General features: G+C 54.0%; 23 protein-coding genes. 9 read left to right on the top strand and 14 right to left on the bottom strand.

Annotation, left to right across the window (positions count from 1 at the left end):
- The first annotated feature begins 105 nt into the window (after window positions 1–105).
- On the top strand, window positions 106–270 hold the full coding sequence (locus RS584_RS09525; protein WP_213083756.1) for a YnfU family zinc-binding protein: 165 nt from the start codon (window positions 106–108) through the stop codon (window positions 268–270).
- A 161-nt stretch (window positions 271–431) separates the two neighbouring features.
- On the opposite strand, the gene RS584_RS09530 is transcribed toward RS584_RS09525, so the two are convergent.
- From RS584_RS09530 to rstA, 3 genes are all read right to left on the bottom strand, one after another.
- Window positions 432–650 carry a cold shock domain-containing protein gene (locus RS584_RS09530; RefSeq protein ID WP_017384577.1) on the bottom strand — a complete coding sequence of 73 codons (219 nt, stop codon included), beginning with the start codon at window positions 648–650 and terminating at the stop codon, window positions 432–434.
- A gap of 387 nt (window positions 651–1037) precedes the next feature.
- Window positions 1038–1457 (bottom strand): anti-adapter protein IraM, encoded by a 420-nt coding sequence (gene iraM, locus RS584_RS09535; RefSeq protein WP_315749507.1) that lies wholly within the window; start codon window positions 1455–1457, stop codon window positions 1038–1040.
- Window positions 1458–1847: 390 nt separating this feature from the next.
- Window positions 1848–2564 carry a two-component system response regulator RstA gene (gene rstA, locus RS584_RS09540; RefSeq protein ID WP_015570649.1) on the bottom strand — a complete coding sequence of 239 codons (717 nt, stop codon included), beginning with the start codon at window positions 2562–2564 and terminating at the stop codon, window positions 1848–1850.
- Between the two features lie 127 nt (window positions 2565–2691).
- Between rstA and RS584_RS09545 the strand changes: the two genes are divergently transcribed.
- The gene (locus RS584_RS09545; protein WP_032670034.1) at window positions 2692–3027 is read left to right on the top strand and encodes a GlpM family protein; all 336 of its coding nucleotides are present in this window, start codon (window positions 2692–2694) and stop codon (window positions 3025–3027) included.
- Here RS584_RS09545 and folM read toward each other — a convergent pair.
- The 3 genes from folM to ydgH all read right to left on the bottom strand — a co-directional run bounded on the left by folM (window position 3024) and on the right by ydgH (window position 6298).
- On the bottom strand, window positions 3024–3746 hold the full coding sequence (gene folM, locus RS584_RS09550; protein WP_003857550.1) for a dihydromonapterin reductase: 723 nt from the start codon (window positions 3744–3746) through the stop codon (window positions 3024–3026). The genes RS584_RS09545 and folM overlap by 4 nt on opposite strands.
- A 39-nt stretch (window positions 3747–3785) precedes the next feature.
- Window positions 3786–5168, bottom strand: coding sequence for an amino acid permease (locus tag RS584_RS09555; RefSeq protein WP_315749509.1), 1383 nt, complete (start codon window positions 5166–5168; stop codon window positions 3786–3788).
- Between the two features lie 185 nt (window positions 5169–5353).
- Complete coding sequence (gene ydgH / locus RS584_RS09560; RefSeq protein ID WP_000769339.1) at window positions 5354–6298, bottom strand: DUF1471 family protein YdgH; 945 nt, start codon at window positions 6296–6298, stop codon at window positions 5354–5356.
- Window positions 6299–6833: 535 nt separating this feature from the next.
- Here ydgH and pntA point away from each other — a divergent pair.
- From pntA to RS584_RS09575, 3 genes are all read left to right on the top strand, one after another.
- A complete protein-coding gene (pntA, locus tag RS584_RS09565) occupies window positions 6834–8363 on the top strand; it encodes a Re/Si-specific NAD(P)(+) transhydrogenase subunit alpha (protein WP_017384575.1) in 1530 nt (509 codons plus the stop codon).
- Window positions 8364–8373: 10 nt separating this feature from the next.
- Window positions 8374–9762: a Re/Si-specific NAD(P)(+) transhydrogenase subunit beta gene (pntB, locus tag RS584_RS09570; protein WP_003857541.1), complete on the top strand. Its 1389-nt coding sequence runs from the start codon at window positions 8374–8376 to the stop codon at window positions 9760–9762.
- 107 nt (window positions 9763–9869) lie between these two features.
- Window positions 9870–10979 (top strand): mechanosensitive ion channel family protein, encoded by a 1110-nt coding sequence (locus tag RS584_RS09575; RefSeq protein ID WP_017694101.1) that lies wholly within the window; start codon window positions 9870–9872, stop codon window positions 10977–10979.
- A 41-nt stretch (window positions 10980–11020) separates the two neighbouring features.
- Here RS584_RS09575 and uspE read toward each other — a convergent pair whose 3' ends face one another.
- The 6 genes from uspE to RS584_RS09605 form a co-directional block, all read right to left on the bottom strand.
- On the bottom strand, window positions 11021–11971 hold the full coding sequence (gene uspE / locus RS584_RS09580) for a universal stress protein UspE (RefSeq protein ID WP_006808916.1): 951 nt from the start codon (window positions 11969–11971) through the stop codon (window positions 11021–11023).
- Between the two features lie 137 nt (window positions 11972–12108).
- On the bottom strand, window positions 12109–12861 hold the full coding sequence (gene fnr, locus RS584_RS09585; RefSeq protein WP_000611906.1) for a fumarate/nitrate reduction transcriptional regulator Fnr: 753 nt from the start codon (window positions 12859–12861) through the stop codon (window positions 12109–12111).
- A 183-nt stretch (window positions 12862–13044) separates the two neighbouring features.
- Window positions 13045–13560, bottom strand: a complete 516-nt coding sequence (gene ogt / locus RS584_RS09590; protein WP_015570643.1) for a methylated-DNA--[protein]-cysteine S-methyltransferase — start codon at window positions 13558–13560, stop codon at window positions 13045–13047.
- A 9-nt stretch (window positions 13561–13569) separates the two neighbouring features.
- On the bottom strand, window positions 13570–15096 hold the full coding sequence (gene abgT, locus RS584_RS09595) for a p-aminobenzoyl-glutamate transporter (protein WP_022651040.1): 1527 nt from the start codon (window positions 15094–15096) through the stop codon (window positions 13570–13572).
- Window positions 15097–15137: 41 nt separating this feature from the next.
- Complete coding sequence (locus tag RS584_RS09600; protein WP_032653378.1) at window positions 15138–16583, bottom strand: M20 family metallopeptidase; 1446 nt, start codon at window positions 16581–16583, stop codon at window positions 15138–15140.
- On the bottom strand, window positions 16583–17893 hold the full coding sequence (locus RS584_RS09605; protein ID WP_096205761.1) for a M20 family metallo-hydrolase: 1311 nt from the start codon (window positions 17891–17893) through the stop codon (window positions 16583–16585). The genes RS584_RS09600 and RS584_RS09605 overlap by 1 nt, the downstream gene beginning before the upstream one ends.
- Before the next feature lie 175 nt (window positions 17894–18068).
- Between RS584_RS09605 and RS584_RS09610 the strand changes: the two genes are divergently transcribed.
- Complete coding sequence (locus RS584_RS09610) at window positions 18069–18974, top strand: LysR family transcriptional regulator (RefSeq protein ID WP_315749514.1); 906 nt, start codon at window positions 18069–18071, stop codon at window positions 18972–18974.
- Between the two features lie 350 nt (window positions 18975–19324).
- Window positions 19325–19888, top strand: coding sequence for a DNA endonuclease SmrA (smrA, locus tag RS584_RS09615; protein WP_015570640.1), 564 nt, complete (start codon window positions 19325–19327; stop codon window positions 19886–19888).
- Between the two features lie 32 nt (window positions 19889–19920).
- Here smrA and tcp read toward each other — a convergent pair whose 3' ends face one another.
- Complete coding sequence (tcp, locus tag RS584_RS09620; protein ID WP_017384568.1) at window positions 19921–21582, bottom strand: methyl-accepting chemotaxis citrate transducer; 1662 nt, start codon at window positions 21580–21582, stop codon at window positions 19921–19923.
- 145 nt (window positions 21583–21727) lie between these two features.
- Here tcp and RS584_RS09625 point away from each other — a divergent pair, with 145 nt between their 5' ends.
- Complete coding sequence (locus RS584_RS09625; RefSeq protein WP_315749517.1) at window positions 21728–22594, top strand: aldo/keto reductase family oxidoreductase; 867 nt, start codon at window positions 21728–21730, stop codon at window positions 22592–22594.
- Window positions 22595–22640: 46 nt separating this feature from the next.
- Here RS584_RS09625 and RS584_RS09630 read toward each other — a convergent pair whose 3' ends face one another.
- The gene (locus tag RS584_RS09630; protein ID WP_003857516.1) at window positions 22641–22841 is read right to left on the bottom strand and encodes a hypothetical protein; all 201 of its coding nucleotides are present in this window, start codon (window positions 22839–22841) and stop codon (window positions 22641–22643) included.
- 327 nt (window positions 22842–23168) lie between these two features.
- On the opposite strand from RS584_RS09630, the gene RS584_RS09635 reads away from it, so the two are divergent.
- Complete coding sequence (locus tag RS584_RS09635) at window positions 23169–23588, top strand: translesion error-prone DNA polymerase V autoproteolytic subunit (RefSeq protein WP_003857514.1); 420 nt, start codon at window positions 23169–23171, stop codon at window positions 23586–23588.
- The last annotated feature ends 260 nt before the right edge of the window (window positions 23589–23848 follow it).

The raw sequence follows: 23848 nt of genomic DNA on the forward strand, positions 1-23848 counted from the left end.
GAAGCGTGGCTCCTTTCCATTTTTTTGCGCGCTTTGGGAAATAAAAGCAAGCAATATCCTGCCTTAACGTGTATGGTGGCAATCCTTTTCATTCAGGAGCAGCCTATGTCGGGACGTAAAAACTCGCAACTTCGTCGCAATTATTTAGTCAAATGTTCATGTCCAAACTGCGCTAAAGAGTCAGAGCACAGTTTCACTCGCATACAAAAGGGGGCCCAACTTGTCTGTCCCTACTGTAGCGCTTTGTTTAAATCCTCTCAGCGTCTCTGAAGAAATACTCATACAAGAAGTGGAAGAGACGATGTTTTTCGCGGCCGCCTGACCTCAATAACACTTTAATGATTTACAAGCAGTTAGCATCGGATTGTAGACTGCTTGTGCAGTCCACGAGCCAGAAGCAACATCATCGTCAACGCGGCTGTGTGCTGATATTATTTATCGCAAAGCGTTACATTCGCAGCAGCAGGGCCTTTATCGCCGCTTACGATGATAAATTCGACTTTCTGACCTTCAAAAAGTGTTTTGAAGTTCTCTCCCTGAAGGGCAGAGAAATGCACGAAAACATCTTTGCTGCCATCTACAGGGGAGATAAAACCAAAGCCTTTATCTTCCTTAAACCACTTAACCAGACCTAAAATTTTTGATGACATAAAGACTCCATTTGAACATTTCCGAAGTGATATAAAAGCTAATAAACATATAATGCTAAGGTGTGGACTCAAAAGGAGGGGATATCAGCGATAGCGCCTGGTTATGAGAATTGTCATGCAACTTGTCCAACTATTATTGGATCGGACTAACGAGACCATTAATGCACGGGCAGGGTTAATTAGCAATTTTTATTTTAGCCTTCCGGATGGCTTGCTTAAAATTGCACGATAAAAATTAATTTGGTACAAGAAGCCAGAGTTGCCAGGCGTGACTACAGCCCAAATGTCCCCACAGGAGCATTTGGGCTGTAGTCACGGAGATTTATCCGGACAAAGGCGGTGCAGCAGAAATATTAATTATGTTGATCTCAATATTTCCGATTTTCGCTAATGTCTGGATTTACCTGTGCTGACAATCAGTGGGTTGGTGGCAAACCCATGCGGGCATTTCCGCGCGTTGCAATGCACCGCGTAAGTGCATATCTCCTCGTGCTGGTTTCGATTGTATGGGCAGGCCATCTTGTTTTTAATTTCACTCCACAACATTTCGTTGTAAGGTGATATGTTGTATATCGATATAGGCTTGAAAATACCATTTATGAAGACGCCATTTTTTGTCGGATATATCCTGTCACCGGGGTACAAATAGACATCGCTTTCATACCAAATGATGAGTTTCAAGAACTTGAGTCCCAAGATGCTTGAATAAACGATTCCCGTGTTAGGACAAATTACCGAGCTAATGACTCTCCATGACATTGCTACACCTCTTTCATTAAATAATTGAGAGAGTATAAGGTTTAGCATGAGAATTAGATTTCTGCAAACACGTAAGCTATTGAAAAAGATCGATATTATTTATATGTTCGCCATTATCCCCTTTGTTTTCATAAGGATAAGATAATGATTAAGTCAATTGTAAAGATCATTTTTAGCCTAATGTGCATTTAAGTGACGGATTTTTGATCGATGATGGTGCCTGCTCTGCTGAATATATATTGTACTATAGCAATCAAATACATTAGCGCTACTTTTGTTTACGCGAAAAATGCACATCGAAATAGAACTGGAGAGAGGAATCAGACCAGGGGATATTTCATAACTGACGATGCATATAATCGATAACTTTCGACGAACCCCGATAACAATTCCGATGCATCGTCAGTTATTTTTCGAATATTCCTGTTTGCTCCTTTTTCAGGTTTCCCAGGCGTGCGGTGCAAACAGATAGCCCTTATTGCGTACGGTTTTGATGCGGTAAGGTTCCGTGGCGTTATCCAACAGTTTTTTACGCAGTCGTGAAATCGCCACATCAACGCTACGATCCATTCCGTCGTAACTTACGCCGCGCAGATTTTTCAGTAATGCATCCCGGTCCATAATTTGTCCGGCATGGGTTGCCAGCTCCCATAGCAGGTCAAAATCTGCGGTTGAGAGCGCAATCAGCTCCCCGGAAAGCATAACCTGTCGGTTGACCGGGTCGATAGAAAGTGTGCCGAAACGCATCGCTTTATGCGGCGTTAAAGAGGGCGCAGGCGCTTCACGCTCAGCGCTGGCACGCTGACGCAGATGGAGGCGCAAACGGGCTAGCAGAACCGCCGGCGGCGTGGTTTTCAGGATGTAGTCGTTTGCGCCCATCTCAAGCGACAGAATATGATTCATATCGCTGTCGAGAGAGGTCAGCAGCACGATCGGGCCGTCCCACTTCGCGCGCAGATCCCGGCAGAGCGTCATACCATCTTTCCCGGGCAGCATGATGTCCAGCAACACCAGATCCGGATTTTCGCGGTTGACGACGTCTTCAGCGCGATCGCCACGAGGTTCGACAACCACTTCCATATCATGTTTACCCAGATAAGCGGCGATTAATTGCCCCACCTCGGGTTCATCTTCAACATAAACAATCTTATTCATACAACGTCTGTCATCGCGAAAAACGTCAACATACACCGCGCAACCTTAACCTTCCATTAATCTTTCAAAATTAGCCGGAGTTCCGTTATCCTGCACGGGAATGTTATTTGATTGTTAAGGGAAAATAATGGGGCTGGTGATAAAAGCCGCGCTGGGTGCGCTGGTCGTGCTGCTGATTGGGGTGCTGGCTAAAACGAAGAACTACTACATTGCCGGGCTGATCCCGCTGTTTCCCACCTTTGCGTTAATCGCGCACTATATTGTGGCCTCTGAGCGGGGCATTGAGGCGCTGCGCGCCACCATTGTGTTCGGGATGTGGTCGATCATCCCGTATTTTATTTACCTGCTGTCGCTGTGGTACTTCACCGGTTTTCTGCGTCTGCCCCTGGCGCTGGGCGGGGCGGTGGTCTGCTGGAGCCTCAGCGCCTGGGTGCTCATCTTCTTCTGGAGCCGCTTTCACTAGCGCAGCGGGCGGCCACCATCCACGGCAAACGTTCGGCCCGTGACGTAACAGCTGGTCAGCAGATAATCGATCAGGTCGATCACCTCTTTCTCGCCGGGCGCAATTTTCATTAGCGACTTATTGAGCGCCTGCTGACGATACTCGGCATCATCGCCTTCGTTAAATAAAATCATCGCTGGAGCAATCGCGTTGACCTTTACCTCGGGCGCCAGCTTGCGTGCGAAAGAGCGGGTCATATTATCCAGCGCGGCTTTGCTGGCCGCATAGGCGATGTGTTTGTCGCTTCCTCGTTCCACCACGTAATCGGTGAAATGGATAATGTCGCCTGCGGCATGGCCGTGTCCGCGCAGCAGATCCTGTAGGGCATGGTTGAGAAGATAAGGTGCATTAACGTGGATCTGCATCATGCAGGCGAGCGTTTCGCTGAGTGAATGTCCTGCTTTTTCGGGAAGCCAGGTACTGGCGTTGTGAATAACCGCTCGCAGTCCGTGGGTGGTCGACTTCACTTTGTCCGCGAAGGCGAGAATACCTTCATCTGTGGAGAAATCCGCCTGAATGCAGACTGCTCCGGCATTTCGTAGCCCTTCAATGGAAGGATATTCTGTGCGGTAACTGACGATAACCGGATGGCGAAGATTGAGAAAGTGATGGGCGAGGGCGAGGCCAATGCGACGGCCAGCGCCAGTGATCAATATTGGGCGTTGCTGCGTGTGTCCCATCGTAATCTCCTTTTCAGTTCAACAATGGGACAGGCGGCGCTATCCCATTAACATCCACGTTGCCGGTACGGCAGCGACTAACAGCAAACCTATCAATGCCATTTCGCGGCGCTTAAGGGCATTATCAAGCTGATGTGTACGGCGAGCGTAGATAAACACCAGCAGGCCCGGCGCGTAGAGCACCACGGACAGCAGCAGATGCATCGGTCCGGAAGCATACAACAACCATAGACCGTAAATACAGGCGCCGACGCCTACCGCATAGTGTGCCGGGCGGGTCGCAATTTTTAACAGATATGCGCCCACTAAGAAATAGGGTACCAGAATCATCTCGGAGGCGATGGTCAGCAGCGTGTTATAGTCCGATCCTGTGAGCCAGATCAGCACCAGACAGACCTGCACGCTGATGTTGGTGAGCCACAGAGAGGCCGATGGCGCACTGTTTTTGTTCTGACGGGCAAACAGGCGCGGGAACGCTTTGTGCGTGGCGGCCAGGAACGGGACTTCCGCTGCCATAATGGTCCAGCTCAGATAGGCGCCGCAAACGGAAACAATCAGACCCGCCGCGATAATCACGTCCCCCCAGGGACCCAACATTTTCACCATCAGCCCGGCCATGGACGGGTTACGCATTTCCGCAAGTTCAGGGCGAGCTACCACGCCGAGCGACAGCAGCGTCACCAGCAGATAAACGCCCAGCGCCGCCAGTACGGCCAGCAGCGTGGCGCGTCCCACATCGCGCTTGTTACGCGCGCGGGCAGAGACCACGACGGCACCTTCAACGCCGATGAACACCCACAGGGTGATCAGCATGGTATTTTTCACCTGTTCCCAAACGGGGACGCCCAGCGCAATGCCGCTGAAATCGAGCGTAAAGACATCGAGACGGAAGGCGAGGAAGGCCAGCACGACGAACAGGCCAAGCGGCACCAGCTTGGCCAGCGTCGCCACCAGGTTAATGCTGGCTGCGGTCTGGACGCCACGCAAAATCAGCCAGTGAACTATCCACAGCAGGACCGAGGCGCCGACGATGGACTGCCAGGTATTGCCGTCGCCAAACAGGCGCAGTTGGGGCGTATCGGTAAAGAAGCTGAGCGCCGAGAAGACGATAACCAGATAGGAGACGTTGGCGATCACCGCGCACAGCCAGTAACCCCAGGCGGAGCAGAAGCCGATCAGCTCGCCGAAACCTTCCCGGGCGTAAGTGAATATTCCGCCGTCCAGATCCGGTCGGATACGGGTCAGCAGCAGCATGGCGAACGCCAGCAGCAAAATCCCGACACCGGTAATGCCCCAGCCAATCAGTAATGCGGCCGGGCTGGCGACGGCCGCCATGTTCTGCGGCAAACTGAATACGCCCGCGCCCAGCATTGAGCTCAATACAAGTGCAGTTAAAGCACTCAGGCCAAGTTTCTTTTCCATTGGCTTCCTGTTATGAAAAGTCCAAATCCAGAATAATTATTTCGCTAAGGCGCATAAAAATGGTGGATCACGCTAAGGCGCGGGATTTTACGGAGTGTGAAGGGTGCATGCAATGACGTGTGGCAGAAATCAGAAAAAAAGTAACAAAAAAGGCGGCACTGCGCCGCCTTTATGAAACCGTTTTGTTACTTGTACAGATCGGCGCTGATGGTCAGGTTGTTACCACGTTCCTGCCACTGGCGGGTGATGTGGTAATACTTCGCGCCTTTCTTCGCAGCACGCTTCGCCACCTGATAGGAGATTTCCGTCATGTTGCCATAGTTGCCCGTAAACTTGATGCTGTCGAACGGAACCATCTGCGCGGCAGTGGCTTTGTTCAGCTCTTCAATTTTCGTGCCGTCTGGTAACGTAACGGTATAACGACCGCCTTTGGTGGATTGGGTTTCAAAGAAACGACCCACTTCAGCGCTTGGTGCCGCCGAGGTTGCAACGCCCGGAATTTCCACTTTCTTCGCTTCTTCACCGCCTTTCGCTAACGCGGCACGTCCCGCATCTGAATCCGCTGGAATGGCATCCGGGCTTTGTACTACGCGTTTTTTCGCATCTTGCTTATAGATGAAGGCGGTGATGCGCTGGTTTCCGCCCTGGTTGGCATCAACCTGACGCACGATATAGAACGCGTAAGCGCCTTTTTCTCTCGCGGCTTTGGTGATGGCATCGTTAACTTCAGGCTGGCTGCGGTAGAAGCCCTGAACGGTCACGGTGTCATACGGTTCCAGCTGAACAGCCTGATCTTTCGGCAGTTCAACAATGCCGTTAATCACGCGGTTTTTCTGTTCATCTGCTTTTGGGGCATTCTCTTTGTACAGCGCAATCGTCACGCGCTGGTTGCCGCTGTTGCCCTGATCGGACTGGTCAACAACGTAAAACGAGGCAGCGCCGTTTTTATCGGCGGCTTTTGATGCGGCGGCGACGGCATCGCCAATAGAGTTATAGCGACCCACAATGACCGTATGGTCAAAAGGTTTTAACGCTGCCGCTTGCTCCGGCGTCAACTCTGTCGCGGCATTCGCAGACAGGGCGGTCGCGGAAAGAAGTGCGGACGCCAGGAGTGTGTTCTTAAGCTTCATAAAAATAATCCTTCGCCTTGCGCAAACCATGTACTGGTGTTGTTGTTAATTTGAGACGGTCCCGATTATGGCATTTAACACCCGTCGCTGTCTGCGGCATTTTTCACAGCCTGTGCTCACCAAAGGACCTGATTCGATAACATTTTGTGATATGTGGAAAAAACAGGCGTTTCACAAGCAAAACTGATTAAGCATATGACTTTTACAAGTTAATTTAATGTTAATGAGTTGTTCTTTTATGGCGCTATATCATGTTTTTACCGCTTCGCTTGCGCGATTTATCGGTCCTGAAGGCGAATTTAAGGTAAATATCTCTGTCAGTGACCCCGATCGCTTATTTTTCACAGATAAAGTAAGAAATAGTGTTTTCTGGCGGTAGATCACGGGCGCTATTTTCAGTAGGTTATAGAAAGTTTGTTACTGTTTTATTTTCCGGGGTTAATCATTCTCCGTCGATATCTCGATGGTGAAAATTGATACAAACCGTGGGCAATTATCGACAAACCATCATCAAAAACCGATGGAAGGGAAAACTATGCGTATTGGGGTACCAAAAGAACGGTTAGCCAATGAAACCCGCGTAGCGGCAACACCAAAAACGGTGGAGCAACTGCTTAAACTGGGTTTTACCGTCGCGATTGAAAGCGGCGCGGGCAAACTGGCGAGTTTCGATGACGAGGCCTTTACTCAGGCTGGCGCGGACGTAGTGGACGGTGCTGAGGTCTGGCAATCACCCATCATTCTGAAGGTCAACGCACCGGAAGAGAGTGAAATTGAACTGCTGAACGCGGGCACGACGCTTGTGAGCTTTGTCTGGCCAGCCCAAAACCCGGAGCTGATGGAGAAGCTGGCAGCACGCGGTGTCACCGTGATGGCGATGGACTCCGTGCCGCGTATATCGCGCGCGCAGTCTCTGGATGCGCTGAGCTCCATGGCGAACATTGCCGGCTATCGCGCCATTGTCGAAGCTGCGCATGAGTTTGGTCGCTTCTTTACCGGTCAGATTACGGCGGCAGGTAAAGTACCACCCGCGAAGGTGATGGTGATTGGTGCCGGTGTGGCAGGTCTTGCCGCTATCGGGGCCGCAAATAGCCTGGGCGCTATTGTTCGCGCGTTTGATACCCGGCCGGAAGTGAAGGAGCAGGTGCAGAGTATGGGCGCCGAATTCCTTGAGCTGGACTTCAAGGAAGAAGCGGGCAGCGGTGATGGTTACGCGAAGGTCATGTCTGAAGCCTTTATTAAGGCGGAAATGGCGCTCTTTGCGGCGCAGGCAAAAGAGGTGGACATCATTGTCACCACCGCGCTTATTCCGGGTAAACCGGCGCCGAAGCTGATCACCCGTGAGATGGTGGATTCCATGCAGCCGGGCAGCGTTATTGTCGATCTGGCGGCGCAAAACGGCGGTAACTGTGAGTATACCGTGCCAAACCAGGTCACGACGACCGCGAACGGCGTGAAGGTGATCGGTTATACCGACCTGCCAGGGCGTCTGCCAACCCAGTCCTCTCAGCTGTACGGCACGAACCTCGTTAACCTGCTGAAGCTGCTCTGCAAAGAGAAAGACGGCAACATTACCGTTGATTTTGATGATGTGGTGGTGCGTGGCGTTACCGTGGTGCGTGAAGGGGAAATCACCTGGCCTGCACCGCCGATTCAGGTTTCCGCTCAACCTCAGGCTGCGCCGAAAGCGGCGCCAGAGCCCGCGGAGCCCGCAAAACCTGCGTCGCCGTGGCGCAAATACGCCATCATGGCGCTGGTTATTATCCTGTTTGGCTGGCTGGCGGATGTCGCGCCAAAAGAGTTCCTTGGCCACTTCACCGTCTTCGCGCTCTCCTGCGTGGTGGGTTACTACGTCGTGTGGAACGTTTCTCATGCGCTGCATACCCCGCTGATGTCGGTCACCAATGCCATCTCCGGGATTATCGTGGTCGGGGCATTGCTGCAAATTGGTCATGGCGGCTGGATCAGCTTCCTGAGCTTCATTGCGGTGCTGATCGCCAGTATCAATATTTTCGGTGGTTTCACCGTGACTCAGCGCATGCTGAAAATGTTTCGTAAAGGCTAAGGGGTAGCATATGTCTGGAGGATTAGTTACAGCCGCATACATTGTTGCTGCAATCCTGTTTATTTTCAGTCTGGCGGGGCTTTCCAAACACGAAACGTCTCAGCAGGGAAATAACTTTGGTATCGCCGGGATGGCGATTGCGCTGATTGCCACCATCTTTGGGCCGGACACCGGCAACGTGGCGTGGATCCTGGTGGCGATGATCATCGGCGGCGCGATTGGTATTCGTCTGGCGAAACGCGTTGAAATGACCGAGATGCCGGAGCTGGTTGCCATTCTGCACAGCTTCGTGGGTCTGGCGGCGGTGCTGGTGGGCTTCAACAGCTACCTGTACCACGAACCGGGCCTGGAGCCGATTCTGGTGAACATCCACCTGACCGAAGTGTTCCTCGGCATCTTCATCGGTGCGGTGACCTTCACCGGGTCGATTGTGGCGTTCGGCAAGCTGCGCGGGAAGATTTCTTCCAAACCGCTGATGCTGCCTAACCGCCACAAGCTGAACCTGGCGGCGCTGGTCGTTTCCTTTGTGCTGCTGGTGGTCTTCGTACGTACCGAAAGCGTAGGCTTGCAGGTGCTGGCGTTACTGGTGATGACCATCATCGCGCTGGCCTTCGGCTGGCATCTGGTGGCGTCTATCGGCGGGGCAGATATGCCGGTGGTGGTTTCCATGCTGAACTCCTACTCCGGTTGGGCGGCTGCGGCGGCAGGCTTTATGCTGAGCAACGACCTGCTGATTGTCACCGGTGCGCTGGTCGGTTCTTCCGGTGCGATCCTGTCTTACATCATGTGTAAGGCGATGAACCGTTCGTTTATCAGCGTCATCGCGGGTGGCTTCGGTTCTGACGGCTCATCAACCGGTTCTGATGAGGAAGTGGGTGAACACCGTGAAATCAGCGCGGAAGACACCGCAGAGATGCTGAAAAACTCGCATTCCGTCATCATCACCCCAGGCTATGGCATGGCGGTGGCGCAGGCGCAGTACCCGGTGGCGGAAATCACCGAGAAACTCCGCGCGCGCGGCATCAAGGTTCGCTTTGGTATTCACCCGGTGGCGGGGCGTCTGCCAGGCCACATGAACGTGCTGCTGGCGGAAGCGAAGGTGCCTTACGACATTGTGCTGGAAATGGACGAGATCAACGATGATTTCGCCGACACCGACACCGTGCTGGTGATTGGCGCGAACGACACCGTTAACCCGGCGGCGCAGGACGACCCGCGTAGTCCGATTGCGGGTATGCCTGTTCTCGAAGTGTGGAAGGCGCAGAACGTCATTGTCTTCAAACGCTCTATGAACACCGGCTATGCTGGCGTGCAGAACCCGCTGTTCTTTAAAGATAACACCCACATGCTGTTTGGCGACGCCAAGGCCAGCGTGGATGCGATCCTGAAAGCGCTGTAATTGCGCTTCATCCTGACAAACCGCCCCCTGGGGCGGTTTTCTTATTTCTGCGGCCAGCTTTTCTCCTCTGTCTATACTTTACCCTTTGTGTAATACGAGGAGGTGTAATGCGATTTTTGTCCCGCTTCGACATCATCGAGCTGATGATGACGCCATCTTTCTGGATCGGCGTCGCCACGGTGGTTTTTGTGACTCTGCTGGTGTACTGGCTGCTGACGCGTCTGATCGCCTTCGTTAAGAAAGGGATCACTACCTGGGGCGACAAGCACCCCACCACCAACCGGATGCGTTTTATCCTGACGGATATGCTTAACCGCACCAGCCGCTTCCTGCTTTTTGTCGTGGCGCTGTTGTTCAGCCTGCGTTTCGTCGACTTACCGGATCATCTCTTTGGTACCGTGAGCCACGCCTGGTTCCTGGTCTTCGCTATCCAGGTGGCGCTGTGGATGGATCAGGGGGTGGTGTCGTGGCTTCGTCACGTCATGCTGGCGCCGGGAAGCCATAAAAACCCGGTGACGCTGGTGATCACGGGGCTTATCCTCCGTGCCATAGTCTGGTCAGTGATGCTGCTGTCTATTCTTGCTAACGCGGGCGTCAACATCACTGCTCTGGTTGCCAGCCTTGGGGTAGGGGGTATTGCTATCGCCCTCGCGGTGCAAACGATCCTGAGCGACGTGTTTGCATCGCTTTCCATCGGTTTTGATAAGCCGTTCGAAATTGGCGATTTTGTGGTGTTTAACGATGTCGCAGGGACAGTAGAGCACATTGGCCTGAAAACCACCCGTATCCGCAGCCTGAGCGGGGAGCAGATTGTCTGCGGGAACGCCATTCTGCTGCAACAGACGCTGCATAACTACAAACGGATGCAAACGCGCCGGATCGTCTTTACCTTCGGGGTTGCCAGCGACACGGCGCCGGATAAACTGCGTTCAGTGGGTGATATGGTCAAACAGATCATTACCGACGTCGGGGAAACGAAGTTTGACCGCGCCCATTTCCTGGGCTTCGATCGCGATCGCCTGACCTTCGAGGTGGTCCATATCGTTAATACGGCGGACTACAACAAGTACATGGATATTCAGCAGGAGATCAATATCCGTATTCTGGAGGGGCTGAACCAGCAGGAGATCAAGCTGGCGCTGCCGAGCATGGTTCTGCACGCGCCCTGGATGAATGCCGGCGACGAGGCACCGACGCAGCGGTTGAGCGAAGCGTAAAAAAAAAGCCCGCCGTTACCGGCGGGCTTTTATTTTGGGGGTCAATCGTCTTCCTCATCGTCCAGTTCAACCGGCGTTTGATACTGATCCGGTTTGATGACCAGAAGGTCGCAGCGCAGATGGTCGATCACCTGCTCGGCGGTATTTCCCAGGAACGCGGCAGAAATACCGGTCCGGCCAATGGTGCCCAGCACCACAATCCCGGCCTGCAAATGCTCCGCCAGATCCGGAATAACCTCTTCCGGTAACCCTTTTTCTACGTGCGTCATATTCTCATCGATACTGAATTTCTGGCGCAGCGCTTTCATGGCCAGCAGATGCTGACCGCGAATCGCGTCGTTATACACGCTCGGGTCAAATTCAGGCAGCTCGATGGCGATATTGATTGGCGTAACCGGATAGGCACCCACCAGATGGACTTCGGTGTGGTTAACCTGGTCGGCAAGCTGGATGGTTTCCTTCACCAGCTTCTCGTTCAGCGAATTGTGATAATCCTCTTCGCTGGCCAGATTCACCGCTACGACGGCTTTCCCGCCCTCAGGCCATGGCTGATCTTTCACCATCCATACCGGACAAGGGCATTTGCGCAGCAGGTGCCAGTCGGTTGGAGTGAAAATCACGGATTCCAGTTTGTCATGCTGGTGCGCCATTTTCAGCAGCAGGTCATGCCCACCGGCCACCACTTCCTGAATAATGGCTTCGAAAGGTCGGTTGTGCCAGACCACTTTGATATCAATCGGTACGCCCGCTTCCAGGTAATATTTCGCCTGCTCGCGGATCCACGCGGTACGCTGGCTGATCACTCCCTGACGCATAGCGGTGCGCTCGTCAGGCGACAGAAGGGTGGTCATCTCGTATGAGAAGTCATAAATCGGCAAAAAGGCTTTAATTTTGCCACCAATCCGTTGATGTAAATACACAGCACGTCGTAATGCCGGCTGATCGTCCTGATTAGGATCGATAGCCACCAGCATGTTTTGATACTTTGCCATACAGGTCTCCTTACTACTGTCACCACAGTCTGTAAGTAAAAGAGTAACCTATATATCTTGAATGAAACAGGGGGGAAGTTTTTGCCAGATCAATAATCATGAAAATTTATCGACCTGGCATAAGATATCCGGGAGAGTTATGCCACGTTACGTGAGTGACCCGCCAGAATGGCCAGCGCTTCACCGTTTTCGATGGTGATGTACTTTCCTTTAACCGCCAGCATTCCGCTCTTCTGGAAGCGACCCAGCAGACGGCTGATGGTTTCCACGGTCAGGCCCAGATAGTTGCCAATATCACCGCGCGTCATGGTCAGACGGAATTCACGCGGGGAGAAGCCACGCTCCGCGAAACGGCGGGAGAGGTTATAGATAAAGGCGGCCAGACGCTCTTCGGCATTCTTTTTGGAAAGCAGCAGGATCATATCCTGATCGCCTTTAATCTCACCGCTCATCAGACGCATCATCTGCTGACGCAGGTTCGGCATCTTACCGGACAGATCGTCCAGCGTCTCAAACGGGATTTCGCAGACCATAGAGGTTTCCAGCGCCTGAGCAAAGCTCGGGTGATGGCCACTGCCGATGGCGTCAAAGCCGACTAAATCGCCTGCCAGATGGAAGCCGGTGATCTGCTCGTCGCCCTGTTCGGTAATGGTGTAGCTTTTGATGGTGCCAGAACGGATAGCATAGAGCGATTTCAGTTCGTCTCCCGCCTTAAACAGCGTCTGCCCTTTCTGAATAGGCTTTTTGCGCTCGATGATATTGTCAAGCTGATCGAGTTCGTGCTCATTCAGAGTAAACGGGATACAGAGCTGGCTGATGCTGCAATCCTGGCAATGGATAGCACAACCGCCAGACTGAATGCGTCGTATAATTCGCTTTTCCGGGATCATAGGTTTGCTCAAGCCTTAATTGATATTGGTCAATTTTAACATCTTTTTGGTAAGGACGTAAGTCTGGCAAACCCCCAATAAAGACAAGAGACGGCAGCGTGTTGCCATCTCCTTGAAATTCCACAGAATGATTAAGGATTATGAACCTAACAGGAAGAAAATTAAGCACAAAAAGCCTGGGAATTACAGCAGAAAATACCCTTCGTGACGCAGCAGCCACTCTTTGCGCTGTACGCCCCCGGCATAGCCGGTGAGGGTGCCGTTGCGCCCGATCACGCGATGGCAAGGCACCACAATGCTGACGGGGTTAGAGCCATTTGCCGCACCGACCGCGCGCGCCGCGCCGGCACGGCCAAGCTGTTCTGCCAACTGACCGTAGTGCATCACCTGCCCGCAGGGAATATTACGCAGCGCCTGCCACACCTCGCGCTGGAAAGGGGTGCCCGCCGTGGCGGTTGGCAGGGTATTAATAATGCTGAGATCGCCCTCGAAGTAGGCCGTCAGTTTATCGCTCAGCCCGCCAGGATTACGGGCAGTAATACGCTCGTAACCCTCGGCGCGATAATGGATGTTGAGCAGCTCAACCATCCGGTCGCTGTGCTCTTCCCATTCAACCGCGCGCAGATTGAACGCTTCATCCGCGATAACCCACAGCGGCCCCAGCGGCGTCGCAATCTTATCTTCGAGTAATCTCAGCATCAGTACTCCTTAGTTCAGCCTCGGGTAAACACCCGGTCCAATCGGCAGGCCGACAAGATACCACGCCACCAGCATCACCAGCCATACCCCTAAGAAGATAAGCGGATAGGGCAGAACCAGCGAATAATAGGTACCCAGCTTAGCCTCCGGTCTGTAGCGTTGCAGGAAGCCTAAAAACAGCGGAACGAAGGGTGACACGGGCGCCAGCGGGATCACCGAGGAATCGGCGACACGGAACAGGATCTGGGCGAACGCCGGATGGAAGCCGAGCATCATAAACATGGGGACAAAGATGGGCGCCAGAATTGACCAGATGGCCGACCCGCTGGCAATAAACATGCACAGCAGGGACGACAGCAGCGCCAGGCCGACAAACGCCGGAACACCGCTCAACCCCGCCGCCTCCAGCGCGTCCGTCAGGCTCACGGCCATAAACTTGCCCATGTTGCTCCAGTTAAACATGGCGACAAACTGCGCCAGCGGGAACACCATCACGATAAAACCCGCCATCTCCTTCATCGGCTCGATCATCAGGTGCGGCAGATCTCCCTGACGGCGGATTTTGCCGGTGGCAATGCCGTACGCGAGCGAAACGACGAAGAAGAAGAGAATTATCAGCGGCACAATGCCCTGAATAAACGGCGAGGGCAGTACGGTGTGTTTGATCGGATCGCGCAGCACGCCATTCTCCGGCACCACCATCAGCGCCACCACCGCAATGAACGCCAGCGAGACGATCCCGGCTACGCGCAGGCCGAACTGCTGCTCTTTGCTCAGCGTCTCCAGCTTTTCATCGCTCCGGCCTTCCCATTTACCCAGGCGCGGCTCAATGATCTTATCGGTAATCAGCCCCCCGACAATCGTCAGGACAATCACCGAACTGGCCATAAAGTACCAGTTGTCGATCACGCTGACGTGCATAGTCGCATCGATGGTGCTGGCTGCCTCCGTACTGATGCCGGAGAGCAGCACATCGGTGGTCACGATAAGCAGGTTAGCGGTAAACCCACAGCCGACGCCCGCAATCGCCGACAGCAGACCCGCAACAGGATGACGGCCAACGGCGAGGAAAATCAGCGCCCCCATCGGCGGCATGATCACCAGCGCCGCGTCGGACGAGATATGGCTGAAGAAGGCAATAAACAGCACCATATAGCTGGCATAACGCGCGCTGACGTGCGAGGCCATTTTCACCATCAGCGCGGGCAGCAGACCCACGCGTTCGGCCAGTCCCGCGCCTAACACCAGCGCCAGGATGGCGCCCAGCGGCGCAAAACCGCTGAAGTTTTTAATCACGTTCGGCAAAAACCAGTGCAACCCTTCAACGCTGAGCAGGTTTTTCACTGCTACCATACTGCCGTCGGCCGGGCTGCGCACGCTCACCTCAAAGGCGGACAGCACGGCCGTCGCGACCATCAGGATGACAATTAAATAGATAAAAAGCAGGAAAGGGTGCGGCACTTTATTGCCGATCCTTTCAACCCAGCCATAGAGCTTACCGGATGGGGAATGCGAAGGTATGGAAGACATACTCATGGGCGTTCCTCGGGACTGTTGTTGTGTTGTGTTGTGTTTTTTTATTTTAAAGGTGACGGTGTCACGCCCTGCGGGATCGGACACTCGTACGGTTTTTCTGTTATGTGTTGTTCGAACTCTTCCCGGCATTTTCGCAACAGGTCGGCATCCTGAAGCAGATGCAGCGCGGTCGCGCCCATCACTTTTCCGGCCAGCAACATGCCCTTATGGGCAATTGAGGTACGCCCCTGCGCCACTAATTGCCAGGTATGCAGTGGGGTGCCGACGGTAAAACAGGGGCTAAAGCACTGTGCGACAGGCATCTTCCAGCTGACATCCCCCACATCGGTGGAGCCTGCCAGCACGTTATCGGTGATGGCGTAAGGGGCAACTTCATCCACCAGCAGCGTCTCCTGATGGCGTCGGGCAAACGCTTTTCCCTCTTCGCCCCCCGTTGCGGCAATGTTTTTCAGGCTGTTTTGCAGGTCGTTTGCCGTGAGCGTGGCGCGGATTTCACGGGCAAATTCGCGTTCCTCTTCCGTCCAGGCCGGCGTGCCATAATGCTGCAATGCGCGGTACATCGCCGCTTCGAGCGTACGGTTCGGCAGATAGCTGGAGCAGGCTTTATCAAAGCGGCACTCGACGGTGGTTTCGGTCATCATCGCCGCACCCTGGGCGATTTTCTCGATGCGCGCGTAGATCTGCTGCGCATCGGCCATCTCCGGGGCGCGGATCAGGTACAGCACCTCGGCCTGGGCCTGTACCACGTTGGGCGAAATCCCGCCGGTATCGGTGATGGCGTAATGAACGCGCGCTTTTTCAATGATGTGTTCGTTGAGGAAATTTGTACCGGTGGTCATCAGCGTCACGGCATCCAGCGCGCTGCGCCCCAGATGTGGGGAGTTTGCGGCATGAGCGGCGATCCCCTTAAACCGCCAGGCGGCCTGAATATTGGCCAGCGTGCTGACGTTAAACATCCCGGCAAAGGCTTCCGGGTGCCATGTCACGGCAGCGTCCACGTCGTCAAACAGACCTTCACGCACCATAAAGGTTTTACCGGAGCCGCCTTCCTCGCCGGGACAGCCGTAAAATCGTACCGTTCCGCTGCCGCCGTGCTGCTCCAGCCAGCTTTTCACCGCCACCGCACCGGCGAAGGCAGCAGTGCCTAACAGGTTATGCCCGCAGCCGTGGCCGTTCGCCCCCGGGGTGGCGGATTGCGCCGTCGCGCAGTGCGCCTGCTGGCTTAGCCCGGCCAGGGCATCGTATTCGCCCAGAAGGGCGATAACGGGCTTGCCGCTACCGTAGCTGGCAATAAAGGCATTGGGAATGCCTCCGGCTTCCCGCGTCAGGGTAAAGCCCTCGGCTTCCAGCGCGCTGGCGAGCCGTTCGGCGGACCAGAACTCTTCGAAGCGCGTTTCGGGATGATCCCAGATGTCGTCGGCAATATCGGTAAACGTCTGACATCGCGTGTCGATGGCATCGGCGATAAAAGCGTAGTTCTCCTGCATTACACACCTCGCGTCCACGGGAAATTAAGCGCAGTTCGCGCCAGCGTTTCGATGGCAACGTTCATCACCTGCTCATCAAAATCGAATTTTTCGTTGTGATGTCCGGCGCTCAGTTCCGTGCCGAAGACCATATACGACGCCATGCCGCCGTTCTGCTGAACGCGGGCCATCATTAGCGTGGCGTCTTCGGAGCCTGCTGGCGCTTTGACCTTATCAATGGCATGAGTCACGCCGGGCACCTGGCTTGCCTGTTCGCGCAGATAATCGACCCAGGCCGGGGAAGGGGCGCTGGAGGTCGCCGCCCCCATCAGGTTTATCCCGGCTGTTACGCCGTAGAGCGCCGCCGCGCCGGTAATTACCGCCTGCGCGCGATCGAAGACATACTGATTAATGGCCTCGCTTTCGCCGCGGGTTTCAACCTTAAGTAACGCATCAGCCGGAACCACGTTGCGTCCGCTGCCCGCCTGCATGACCCCGACGTTAACCCGGGACGCGCCTTCGCTGTGTGGCGCGATGCCATGCAGCGCGATGGCGGCCTGGGCAGCCGCGAGCAGGGCGTTACGGCCCTCTTCTGGTTTACCGCCAGCGTGTGCGGCGACCCCGGTAAAGCGCACGTCAAATTTGGTGGTCGCCATGAAGTTATCGCTGCCGCAGATCACCGTCCCTTCCGGAACGCCGGTCCCAATATGAATGGCGGTAAAGTAGTCCACGCCGTCCAGCGCGCCTGCGGCGACCATAGCCCGCGCGCCGCGGGTGCCTTCTTCGGCAGGCTGGAAAATTAGCTTGATGGTGCCGTTGAGCTGCGCTTCATGCTGCTTAAGCACCTGCGCCAGCCCCAGACCAATGGTGGTATGGCCGTCGTGCGCGCAAGCATGCATCATTCCCGCATTGCAGGAGGCAAAACCGTCGCGGAAGGGGCGATGACTTTCGTCAAGCGCTTCGCTTAAATCAAGTGCATCCATGTCTACCCGAAACGCCAGCGTCGGGCCGGGGCGGCCGGTATTCAGGGTCGCGACAATGCCGGTGAACCCGCCCTCAAACGGCGCCAGCCATTTCTCCGGCGCACCCTGCGCCCGGGCGCGGGCAAACTCTCGTGAAAGGGTGGCGTCATCGGGCAGTCCCATACGGCTTTCGGCATCGACCACGTCGCGCCCCATCGCCAGTTCGTAGCCCAGCGAGTCGAGGATCTCCGCGACTTTCGCGGCTGTTCGAAACTCCACCCAACCGGATTCCGCGAAATGGTGGAAATCGCGACGCCATGCGCTCAGTTGTGGAGCTAATGTCTGAATGTACTGCGCCAGTGCGTTCATATCTTTTCCTGTCATCATTAAAATATGTGAACTGCTTCACGCTGTGATAGTTTTTACTTATCACTAATCGTTTTTTCACAGTTTTAACCGTTCAGGAATTACCCTCGCACATCCGTTTCCATTAAAGTAGATGACAGTTTCTTTACTCTGATAAACAACGGTTATCGGTCTCGTTATGTCATTTCAGATTAAATTTCATCAAATCAGGGCGTTTGTCGAAGTGGCGCGACAGGGCAGTATTCGCGGCGCCAGCCGGACGCTTAATCTTTCGCAGCCCGCGCTGACCAAATCCATTAAAGAACTGGAGGAGGGTATGGCGGCCCAGCTGTTTGTGCGCCGGAGTAAAGGCGTCGCGCTGACCGAGTGCGGGGAAGGGTTTTTTCACCGCGCTAATTTGATTCTGGAAGAGCTGCGTGCAGCGCAGGATGACATCCGCCAGCGACAGGGCGAGCTTGCCGGGCAGATCAATATTGGGATGGGGGCCAGTATTTCACGCAGCCTGATGCCGGCCGTCATTACGCGTTTTCATGCGCAGCATCCTCAGGTCAACGTCCGGATTATGGAAGGCCAGCTGGTGTCGATGATTAATGAATTACGTCAGGGTGAGCTGGACTTTACCATCAATACCTATTATCAGGGGCCGTACGATCATGAATTTACCTTTGAAAAGCTGTTCGAAAAGCCTTTTGCCGTATTTTGTCGGGCAGGTCATCCGGCGACAGGGGCGACCTCAATTAATGAGCTTCTGCAATATAACTGGACGATGCCTACGCCCCGGGGAAGTTATTATAAGCAGTTGCAGGATACTTTTAACCACCGCTCTCAAATACCGCGAATTGGCGTTGTCTGTGAGACCTTTTCCTCCTGTATTAGCCTCGTCGCACAAAGCGATTTCATCAGCATTTTACCGCAGGAGCTGGGCTGCGATCCGCTTCTGGCGCACCGTCTGATAATGGTGCCGGTTGTCGAAACCCTGCCTAAAGCAGCATATTATTTAATTCAGCGTCGTGATTCTCGCCAGACACCGCTTGCCGAATCATTAATCACGCAGTTTCGAAGGGAAGCCAGGAAATTAATTTAATAAAAATAACAACAATAAAAAAATAGAGTCTGCCCGACATCAGACAGACTCCACAGTACACACAGTCGTGCATCCTTTCGCGGATCCTACATGCATTATCCATTGGGCAGGTTTATTAAGTTATAACAGCTTTTTCTTAAAAGAGAAGGACGTGGAGTGATTGATTTCACGATTTTTTAACGTAAATTATTTAATTAATTACGGCTGAAATTTAAGTTAAGGTTAGATTAAATTTATTGCGTCTGCGATTATCTGTTCCTTAAGCCATTATTTGAACCTGTGCCTGGATGATTGAGACCCGCAACGGGCGCAGGTATAGTACATCACTCAGATGTAGCCGGAGGATTTCCATGAACCCTGACGACAAATCACTTTTTCTTGACGCCATGGAGGATGTCCAGCCGCTCAAACGCTGCGCGGATATTCACTGGCAGCAGAGCCGCAACACGCGGGCGCGTCAGGAAATAGATACTGAGCAGCTCGATAACTTTCTGACGCTGGGGTTTCTGGAACTGTTGCCCCTTGCCGAGCCGCTCATGTACCAGCGCGAAGGGGTACAGCAGGGGGTATTTGATAAGCTGCGTTCCGGCAAATATTCCCGTCAGGCCAGCTTAACGCTGTTACGCCAGCCTGCGGAGCAATGCCGCCAGCTGGTCTATTCCTTTATTCGCCAGGCCGGACGTGACGGGCTACGCAACCTGATCATCGTGCATGGTAAAGGGCGTGAACAGCAGTCGCATCCTAACGTGGTGCGCAGCTATCTTGCGCGCTGGCTTACCGAGTTCGACGAAGTACAGGCCTTTTGCGAAGCGCAGCCGCATCACGGCGGCAGCGGAGCATGCTATGTCTCGTTGCGTAAGTCAGAGGATGCGAAGCGAGATAACTGGGAGCGCCACGCCAAGCGCAGCCGCTAATCAGGAAGGCGGGCGAGATGCCCGCCTGTCACTCAGAAGGTTTCCCAGTTCGCGTCAGCTGTATTCGCGCCTGCCGCTGACGGGCGCAGCAGTACGGGCGTTTTCACGTTTTTAGGGCGAGCCGCCAGCGATGCCTGAGCGTTCAGCCGGAATGCCGCCACGGCCTGACGCAGCTGTTCAGACTGATCTTCCAGCGCTGCCGCCGCCGTTGCCGACTCCTGTACCAGCGCGGCGTTTTGCTGCGTGACGCTGTCCATCTGCGAGACCGCCAGGCTGACCTGCTCTATACCGCGGCTCTGCTCGTCAGACGCCGAGGAAATCTCAGCCATAATATCGGTTACGCGCGTCACGGCCGCGACGATCTCTTTCATGGTCGCACCCGCCTCGCTCACCTGTTCCGAGCCGGTATTCACCCGGCTGACAGAGTTCTCGATAAGCCCTTTGATCTCTTTTGCCGCCTGCGCGCTGCGGCTGGCCAGCGTCCGTACTTCACCTGCCACGACCGCAAAGCCGCGACCTTGTTCCCCGGCACGGGCGGCTTCAACCGCCGCGTTGAGCGCCAGAATGTTGGTCTGGAAGGCAATGCTATCGATAACGCCGGTGATGTGCGCAATTTGCTGAGAACTGTCGGCAATGTCATTCATGGTACGCACCACGTTATCCACCACCTGACCGCCGCGTGCGGCGGTTTCAGACGCATTCTTCGCCAGCAGCGTCGCCTGACGGGCGTTATCCGAGTTCTGTTTCACCGTGGCAGTCAGCTCTTCCATACTGGCGGCGGTCTCTTCCAGCGAGGCTGCCTGCTGCTCGGTTCGCGCGGAAAGGTCGTTACTCCCGGCGGCAATTTCTCCTGCGCCCGTGTAGATCGAATCGGTGCTGCCGCGCACGGCGCTGACGGTGCTCACCAGCGACTGCTGCATCTCGTGCAGACCAGCAGCCAGCTGGCCCATCTCGTTGCGCCCGGTAATCGCGACATTTTGCGTCAGATCGCCGCTCGCAATGGTGCGAATATGGTTCATGATGGCGTTGAGCGGTTTCAGGAGCAGGTGCTGTAAACCCTGCCAGATCACCACCAGCACGGCGATCACAGTCAGGAAGATCGCCGCCAGCGTCCACTGCATCTGGGTAAAGCTGCTCTGATTCTCTTCGGCGGCGGCTTTCAGCAGCACGTTGTTTTCAGCGCGCCAGCGGGTATAGACCGCCTCCATCTCATCCTGCGCCTGTTGGGCATCCAGGTCGCCATAGGCCTGATAGTTATCGGCGCGCAGATACTCAATGGACAAGCGCATCACCTCGTGCATTTGCTTCCAGGCTTTCTGCATCTCTTCGGTGAGCGCGGCATTCTGGCCCTTCACCTGCGAAATCGCCTGCCAGTTTTTGTAATAGTCTTCGGCTTTGGTCAGCGAACCGTTCGCGGTGCCCAACAGCGTGTTGATTGCTGCGAGAGAGGCCGGATCGCGCTGGTTTTTCAGGTAGCGGATCGCCACGCGGGTGACGGTAACGCGCGTTTTCACCAGCGTGTTCACGCTGTCGCTCAGGCTCTCCTGTTGGGCATTGAGTAACCCGGAGTTCTGAAAGTTGTGACGATCGTTGTTAACGGCAGAGTAGAACAACCCTCCCGTGACAACTTGCAGCAGACAGAATATGGTGAGGGCAAAGATAATACCGGTAATCACGTGCAGATTTTTCAGCATGGCGGTCATCCGTAAGAGAAGAGGCAGGGTTACATCAATACTATCGTCGTAGCGAATTTAAACTTTAATTTTACTATTGCTTAACTAATGGTTTCGTTGCGGAACCTGTTGTAAATCCGGATCATTTTTTATGAGGAAGGTCAGCATGAGCAGCATAGATAAAAGCGGAACGTTCACGCTCGGAACGCGTACGGTTAAACGATTTGGCTATGGCGCGATGCAGCTTGCCGGGCCTGGCGTTTTTGGTCCGCCAAAAGACAAAAATGCGGCGCTGGCGGTGCTGCGTGAAGCGGTGGCGTCGGGTGTGAATCACATTGATACCAGCGATTTTTACGGACCTCATGTGACCAACCAGCTTATCTGCGAGGCGTTTCATCCGTACCGGGACGACCTTACGATTGTGACCAAGATCGGCGCCCGACGCGGCGAGGATGCCTCCTGGCTGCCGGCGTTTTCCGCGCAGGAGCTGACGCAGGCGGTGCATGACAACCTGCGTAACCTGAAGCGGGATGTGCTGGACGTGGTTAACCTGCGGATCATGTTTAGCACCCACGGACCGGCGGAAGGCTCGATTGCCGCGCCGCTGAGCACCCTTGCGGAGCTGCAACAGCAGGGGCTGGTTCGCCATATTGGGCTGAGCAACGTCACCGCTTCGCAGGTCGCTGAAGCGCAGAAGATGGTTTCCGTGGTGTGCGTACAGAATATGTACAACGTTGTGAATCGCGGTGACGATGCGCTGGTCGATTCGCTGGCGCAGCAGGGGATTGCCTGGGTGCCGTTCTTCCCGCTGGGTGGTTTCACGCCACTGCAATCTTCCGGACTACAGGCGGTGGCGGATTCACTGGGCGCGACGCCGATGCAGGTGGCGCTGGCATGGCTGCTGCAACGCTCGCCAAATATCCTCTTGATCCCGGGAACCTCGTCGGTGGCGCATCTGCGTGAAAACCTGGCGGCAGCCGATCTGGTATTGCCGCCTGAGGCGCTGGAGACGTTAAATTCGCTGGTGGGGTAATCCCGATGGCAGCAAAAGCCCGGAGGATTTTTCGGGCTTTTGCTGTTTATGATCCAATCTGACTTCTTTGGCGGTGAAGCGCTAATGCTTCCGCCACAATTTCCTGCTTACTTTTCCGTGTTTCATACGCAGTAATGCGGATGTACTCCATCAGCGCAGGATCGATGCGCGCGCTTAACATCCTGAGTTCGGCCTCCTTTGCGACACCGCGAGCAACACGCTTATCGGGATAATCACGGGCGGGCATAGAAAACGTCCTCCAAAAATTGTCTTGTTAATTTGTGCTGTAAAATATGCGCCAGTCTAAATAGAAAGTCAACGGATAGTGATTATGCAGTGAGGCTAAGTTGTGTTTTGTGTATTTAGAAGTCATCAGTAAGTGATTTAATAGTGATGTTTTATGACGCGTTAAGCTTGCCCATACGTAAAAATTTACAAAGCAAATAATCTTCATTGCTATAGGGGGTTATAAGCGAAGCGGTTAAGGCGTAGCCAGCCGCTTACGCTGACATGGCTTGATCGATACCTCAGTTAAAACTACTGTATATAAAAACAGTATGGGGGGGTATTTATCATGATCTTTTTCAGACCCGCAGAGTTGCGTGAAATCGTTGCTATTCCACTTTTCAGCGACTTAGTACAGTGCGGCTTCCCCAGCCCGGCAGCGGATTATGTAGAGCGGCGTATCGATTTAAACGAGTTATTAGTCGCCCATCCCAGCTCCACTTACTTTGTCAAAGCCGCCGGTGACTCGATGATAGAAGGGGGGATCAATAACGGTGATTTGCTGGTGGTGGACAGTTCCCGCAAGCCTGAGCATGGCGATATCGTGATTGCGGCGGTAGAGGGCGAATTTACCGTGAAGCGCCTCCAGTTGCGTCCCAATATTCAACTCAACCCCATGAACAGCGCCTATTCACCGATTATTGTCGGCAGCGACGATACGCTCGATATCTTTGGTGTAGTGACGTATATCGTGAAATCCGCGAGCTGATCGCGTTTGTGAAGCTTAATTAATAGGCAATAAGTTAATTCTCATCATGCAAAAATCTTACGTTATCGGGGCTGTCTTGTCGGCAAACCTGATATTCATCGCATAAGCCGGAACTGACTGGTCAAATATTCTGGTATTGGCGAATTACAGAGTGATATCCCATTTTTTTATTTTGTTATGTTCCTGCACTTTAGTGAGTTTTCTTTTCTTCCGACAGAATACATTTTGTCTACATTATAATTTTAATTTATGATTCGCAC

The sequence above is a fragment of the Enterobacter sp. DTU_2021_1002640_1_SI_PRY_ASU_LCPMC_013 genome (assembly GCF_032389435.1).
In the GTDB taxonomy this organism is placed as follows: Bacteria; Pseudomonadota; Gammaproteobacteria; order Enterobacterales; family Enterobacteriaceae; genus Enterobacter; species Enterobacter hormaechei_C.

What these genes read in the sequence shown, in the direction of transcription:
- RS584_RS09525 (WP_213083756.1), top strand. Translation starts at nt 106, where the DNA reads ATGTCGGGACGTAAAAACTCGCAACTTCGTCGCAATTATTTAGTCAAA.
- RS584_RS09530 (WP_017384577.1), bottom strand. Translation starts at nt 650, where the DNA reads ATGTCATCAAAAATTTTAGGTCTGGTTAAGTGGTTTAAGGAAGATAAA.
- iraM (WP_315749507.1), bottom strand. Translation starts at nt 1,457, where the DNA reads ATGCTAAACCTTATACTCTCTCAATTATTTAATGAAAGAGGTGTAGCA.
- rstA (WP_015570649.1), bottom strand. Translation starts at nt 2,564, where the DNA reads ATGAATAAGATTGTTTATGTTGAAGATGAACCCGAGGTGGGGCAATTA.
- RS584_RS09545 (WP_032670034.1), top strand. Translation starts at nt 2,692, where the DNA reads ATGGGGCTGGTGATAAAAGCCGCGCTGGGTGCGCTGGTCGTGCTGCTG.
- folM (WP_003857550.1), bottom strand. Translation starts at nt 3,746, where the DNA reads ATGGGACACACGCAGCAACGCCCAATATTGATCACTGGCGCTGGCCGT.
- RS584_RS09555 (WP_315749509.1), bottom strand. Translation starts at nt 5,168, where the DNA reads ATGGAAAAGAAACTTGGCCTGAGTGCTTTAACTGCACTTGTATTGAGC.
- ydgH (WP_000769339.1), bottom strand. Translation starts at nt 6,298, where the DNA reads ATGAAGCTTAAGAACACACTCCTGGCGTCCGCACTTCTTTCCGCGACC.
- pntA (WP_017384575.1), top strand. Translation starts at nt 6,834, where the DNA reads ATGCGTATTGGGGTACCAAAAGAACGGTTAGCCAATGAAACCCGCGTA.
- pntB (WP_003857541.1), top strand. Translation starts at nt 8,374, where the DNA reads ATGTCTGGAGGATTAGTTACAGCCGCATACATTGTTGCTGCAATCCTG.
- RS584_RS09575 (WP_017694101.1), top strand. Translation starts at nt 9,870, where the DNA reads ATGCGATTTTTGTCCCGCTTCGACATCATCGAGCTGATGATGACGCCA.
- uspE (WP_006808916.1), bottom strand. Translation starts at nt 11,971, where the DNA reads ATGGCAAAGTATCAAAACATGCTGGTGGCTATCGATCCTAATCAGGAC.
- fnr (WP_000611906.1), bottom strand. Translation starts at nt 12,861, where the DNA reads ATGATCCCGGAAAAGCGAATTATACGACGCATTCAGTCTGGCGGTTGT.
- ogt (WP_015570643.1), bottom strand. Translation starts at nt 13,560, where the DNA reads ATGCTGAGATTACTCGAAGATAAGATTGCGACGCCGCTGGGGCCGCTG.
- abgT (WP_022651040.1), bottom strand. Translation starts at nt 15,096, where the DNA reads ATGAGTATGTCTTCCATACCTTCGCATTCCCCATCCGGTAAGCTCTAT.
- RS584_RS09600 (WP_032653378.1), bottom strand. Translation starts at nt 16,583, where the DNA reads ATGCAGGAGAACTACGCTTTTATCGCCGATGCCATCGACACGCGATGT.
- RS584_RS09605 (WP_096205761.1), bottom strand. Translation starts at nt 17,893, where the DNA reads ATGAACGCACTGGCGCAGTACATTCAGACATTAGCTCCACAACTGAGC.
- RS584_RS09610 (WP_315749514.1), top strand. Translation starts at nt 18,069, where the DNA reads ATGTCATTTCAGATTAAATTTCATCAAATCAGGGCGTTTGTCGAAGTG.
- smrA (WP_015570640.1), top strand. Translation starts at nt 19,325, where the DNA reads ATGAACCCTGACGACAAATCACTTTTTCTTGACGCCATGGAGGATGTC.
- tcp (WP_017384568.1), bottom strand. Translation starts at nt 21,582, where the DNA reads ATGCTGAAAAATCTGCACGTGATTACCGGTATTATCTTTGCCCTCACC.
- RS584_RS09625 (WP_315749517.1), top strand. Translation starts at nt 21,728, where the DNA reads ATGAGCAGCATAGATAAAAGCGGAACGTTCACGCTCGGAACGCGTACG.
- RS584_RS09630 (WP_003857516.1), bottom strand. Translation starts at nt 22,841, where the DNA reads ATGCCCGCCCGTGATTATCCCGATAAGCGTGTTGCTCGCGGTGTCGCA.
- RS584_RS09635 (WP_003857514.1), top strand. Translation starts at nt 23,169, where the DNA reads ATGATCTTTTTCAGACCCGCAGAGTTGCGTGAAATCGTTGCTATTCCA.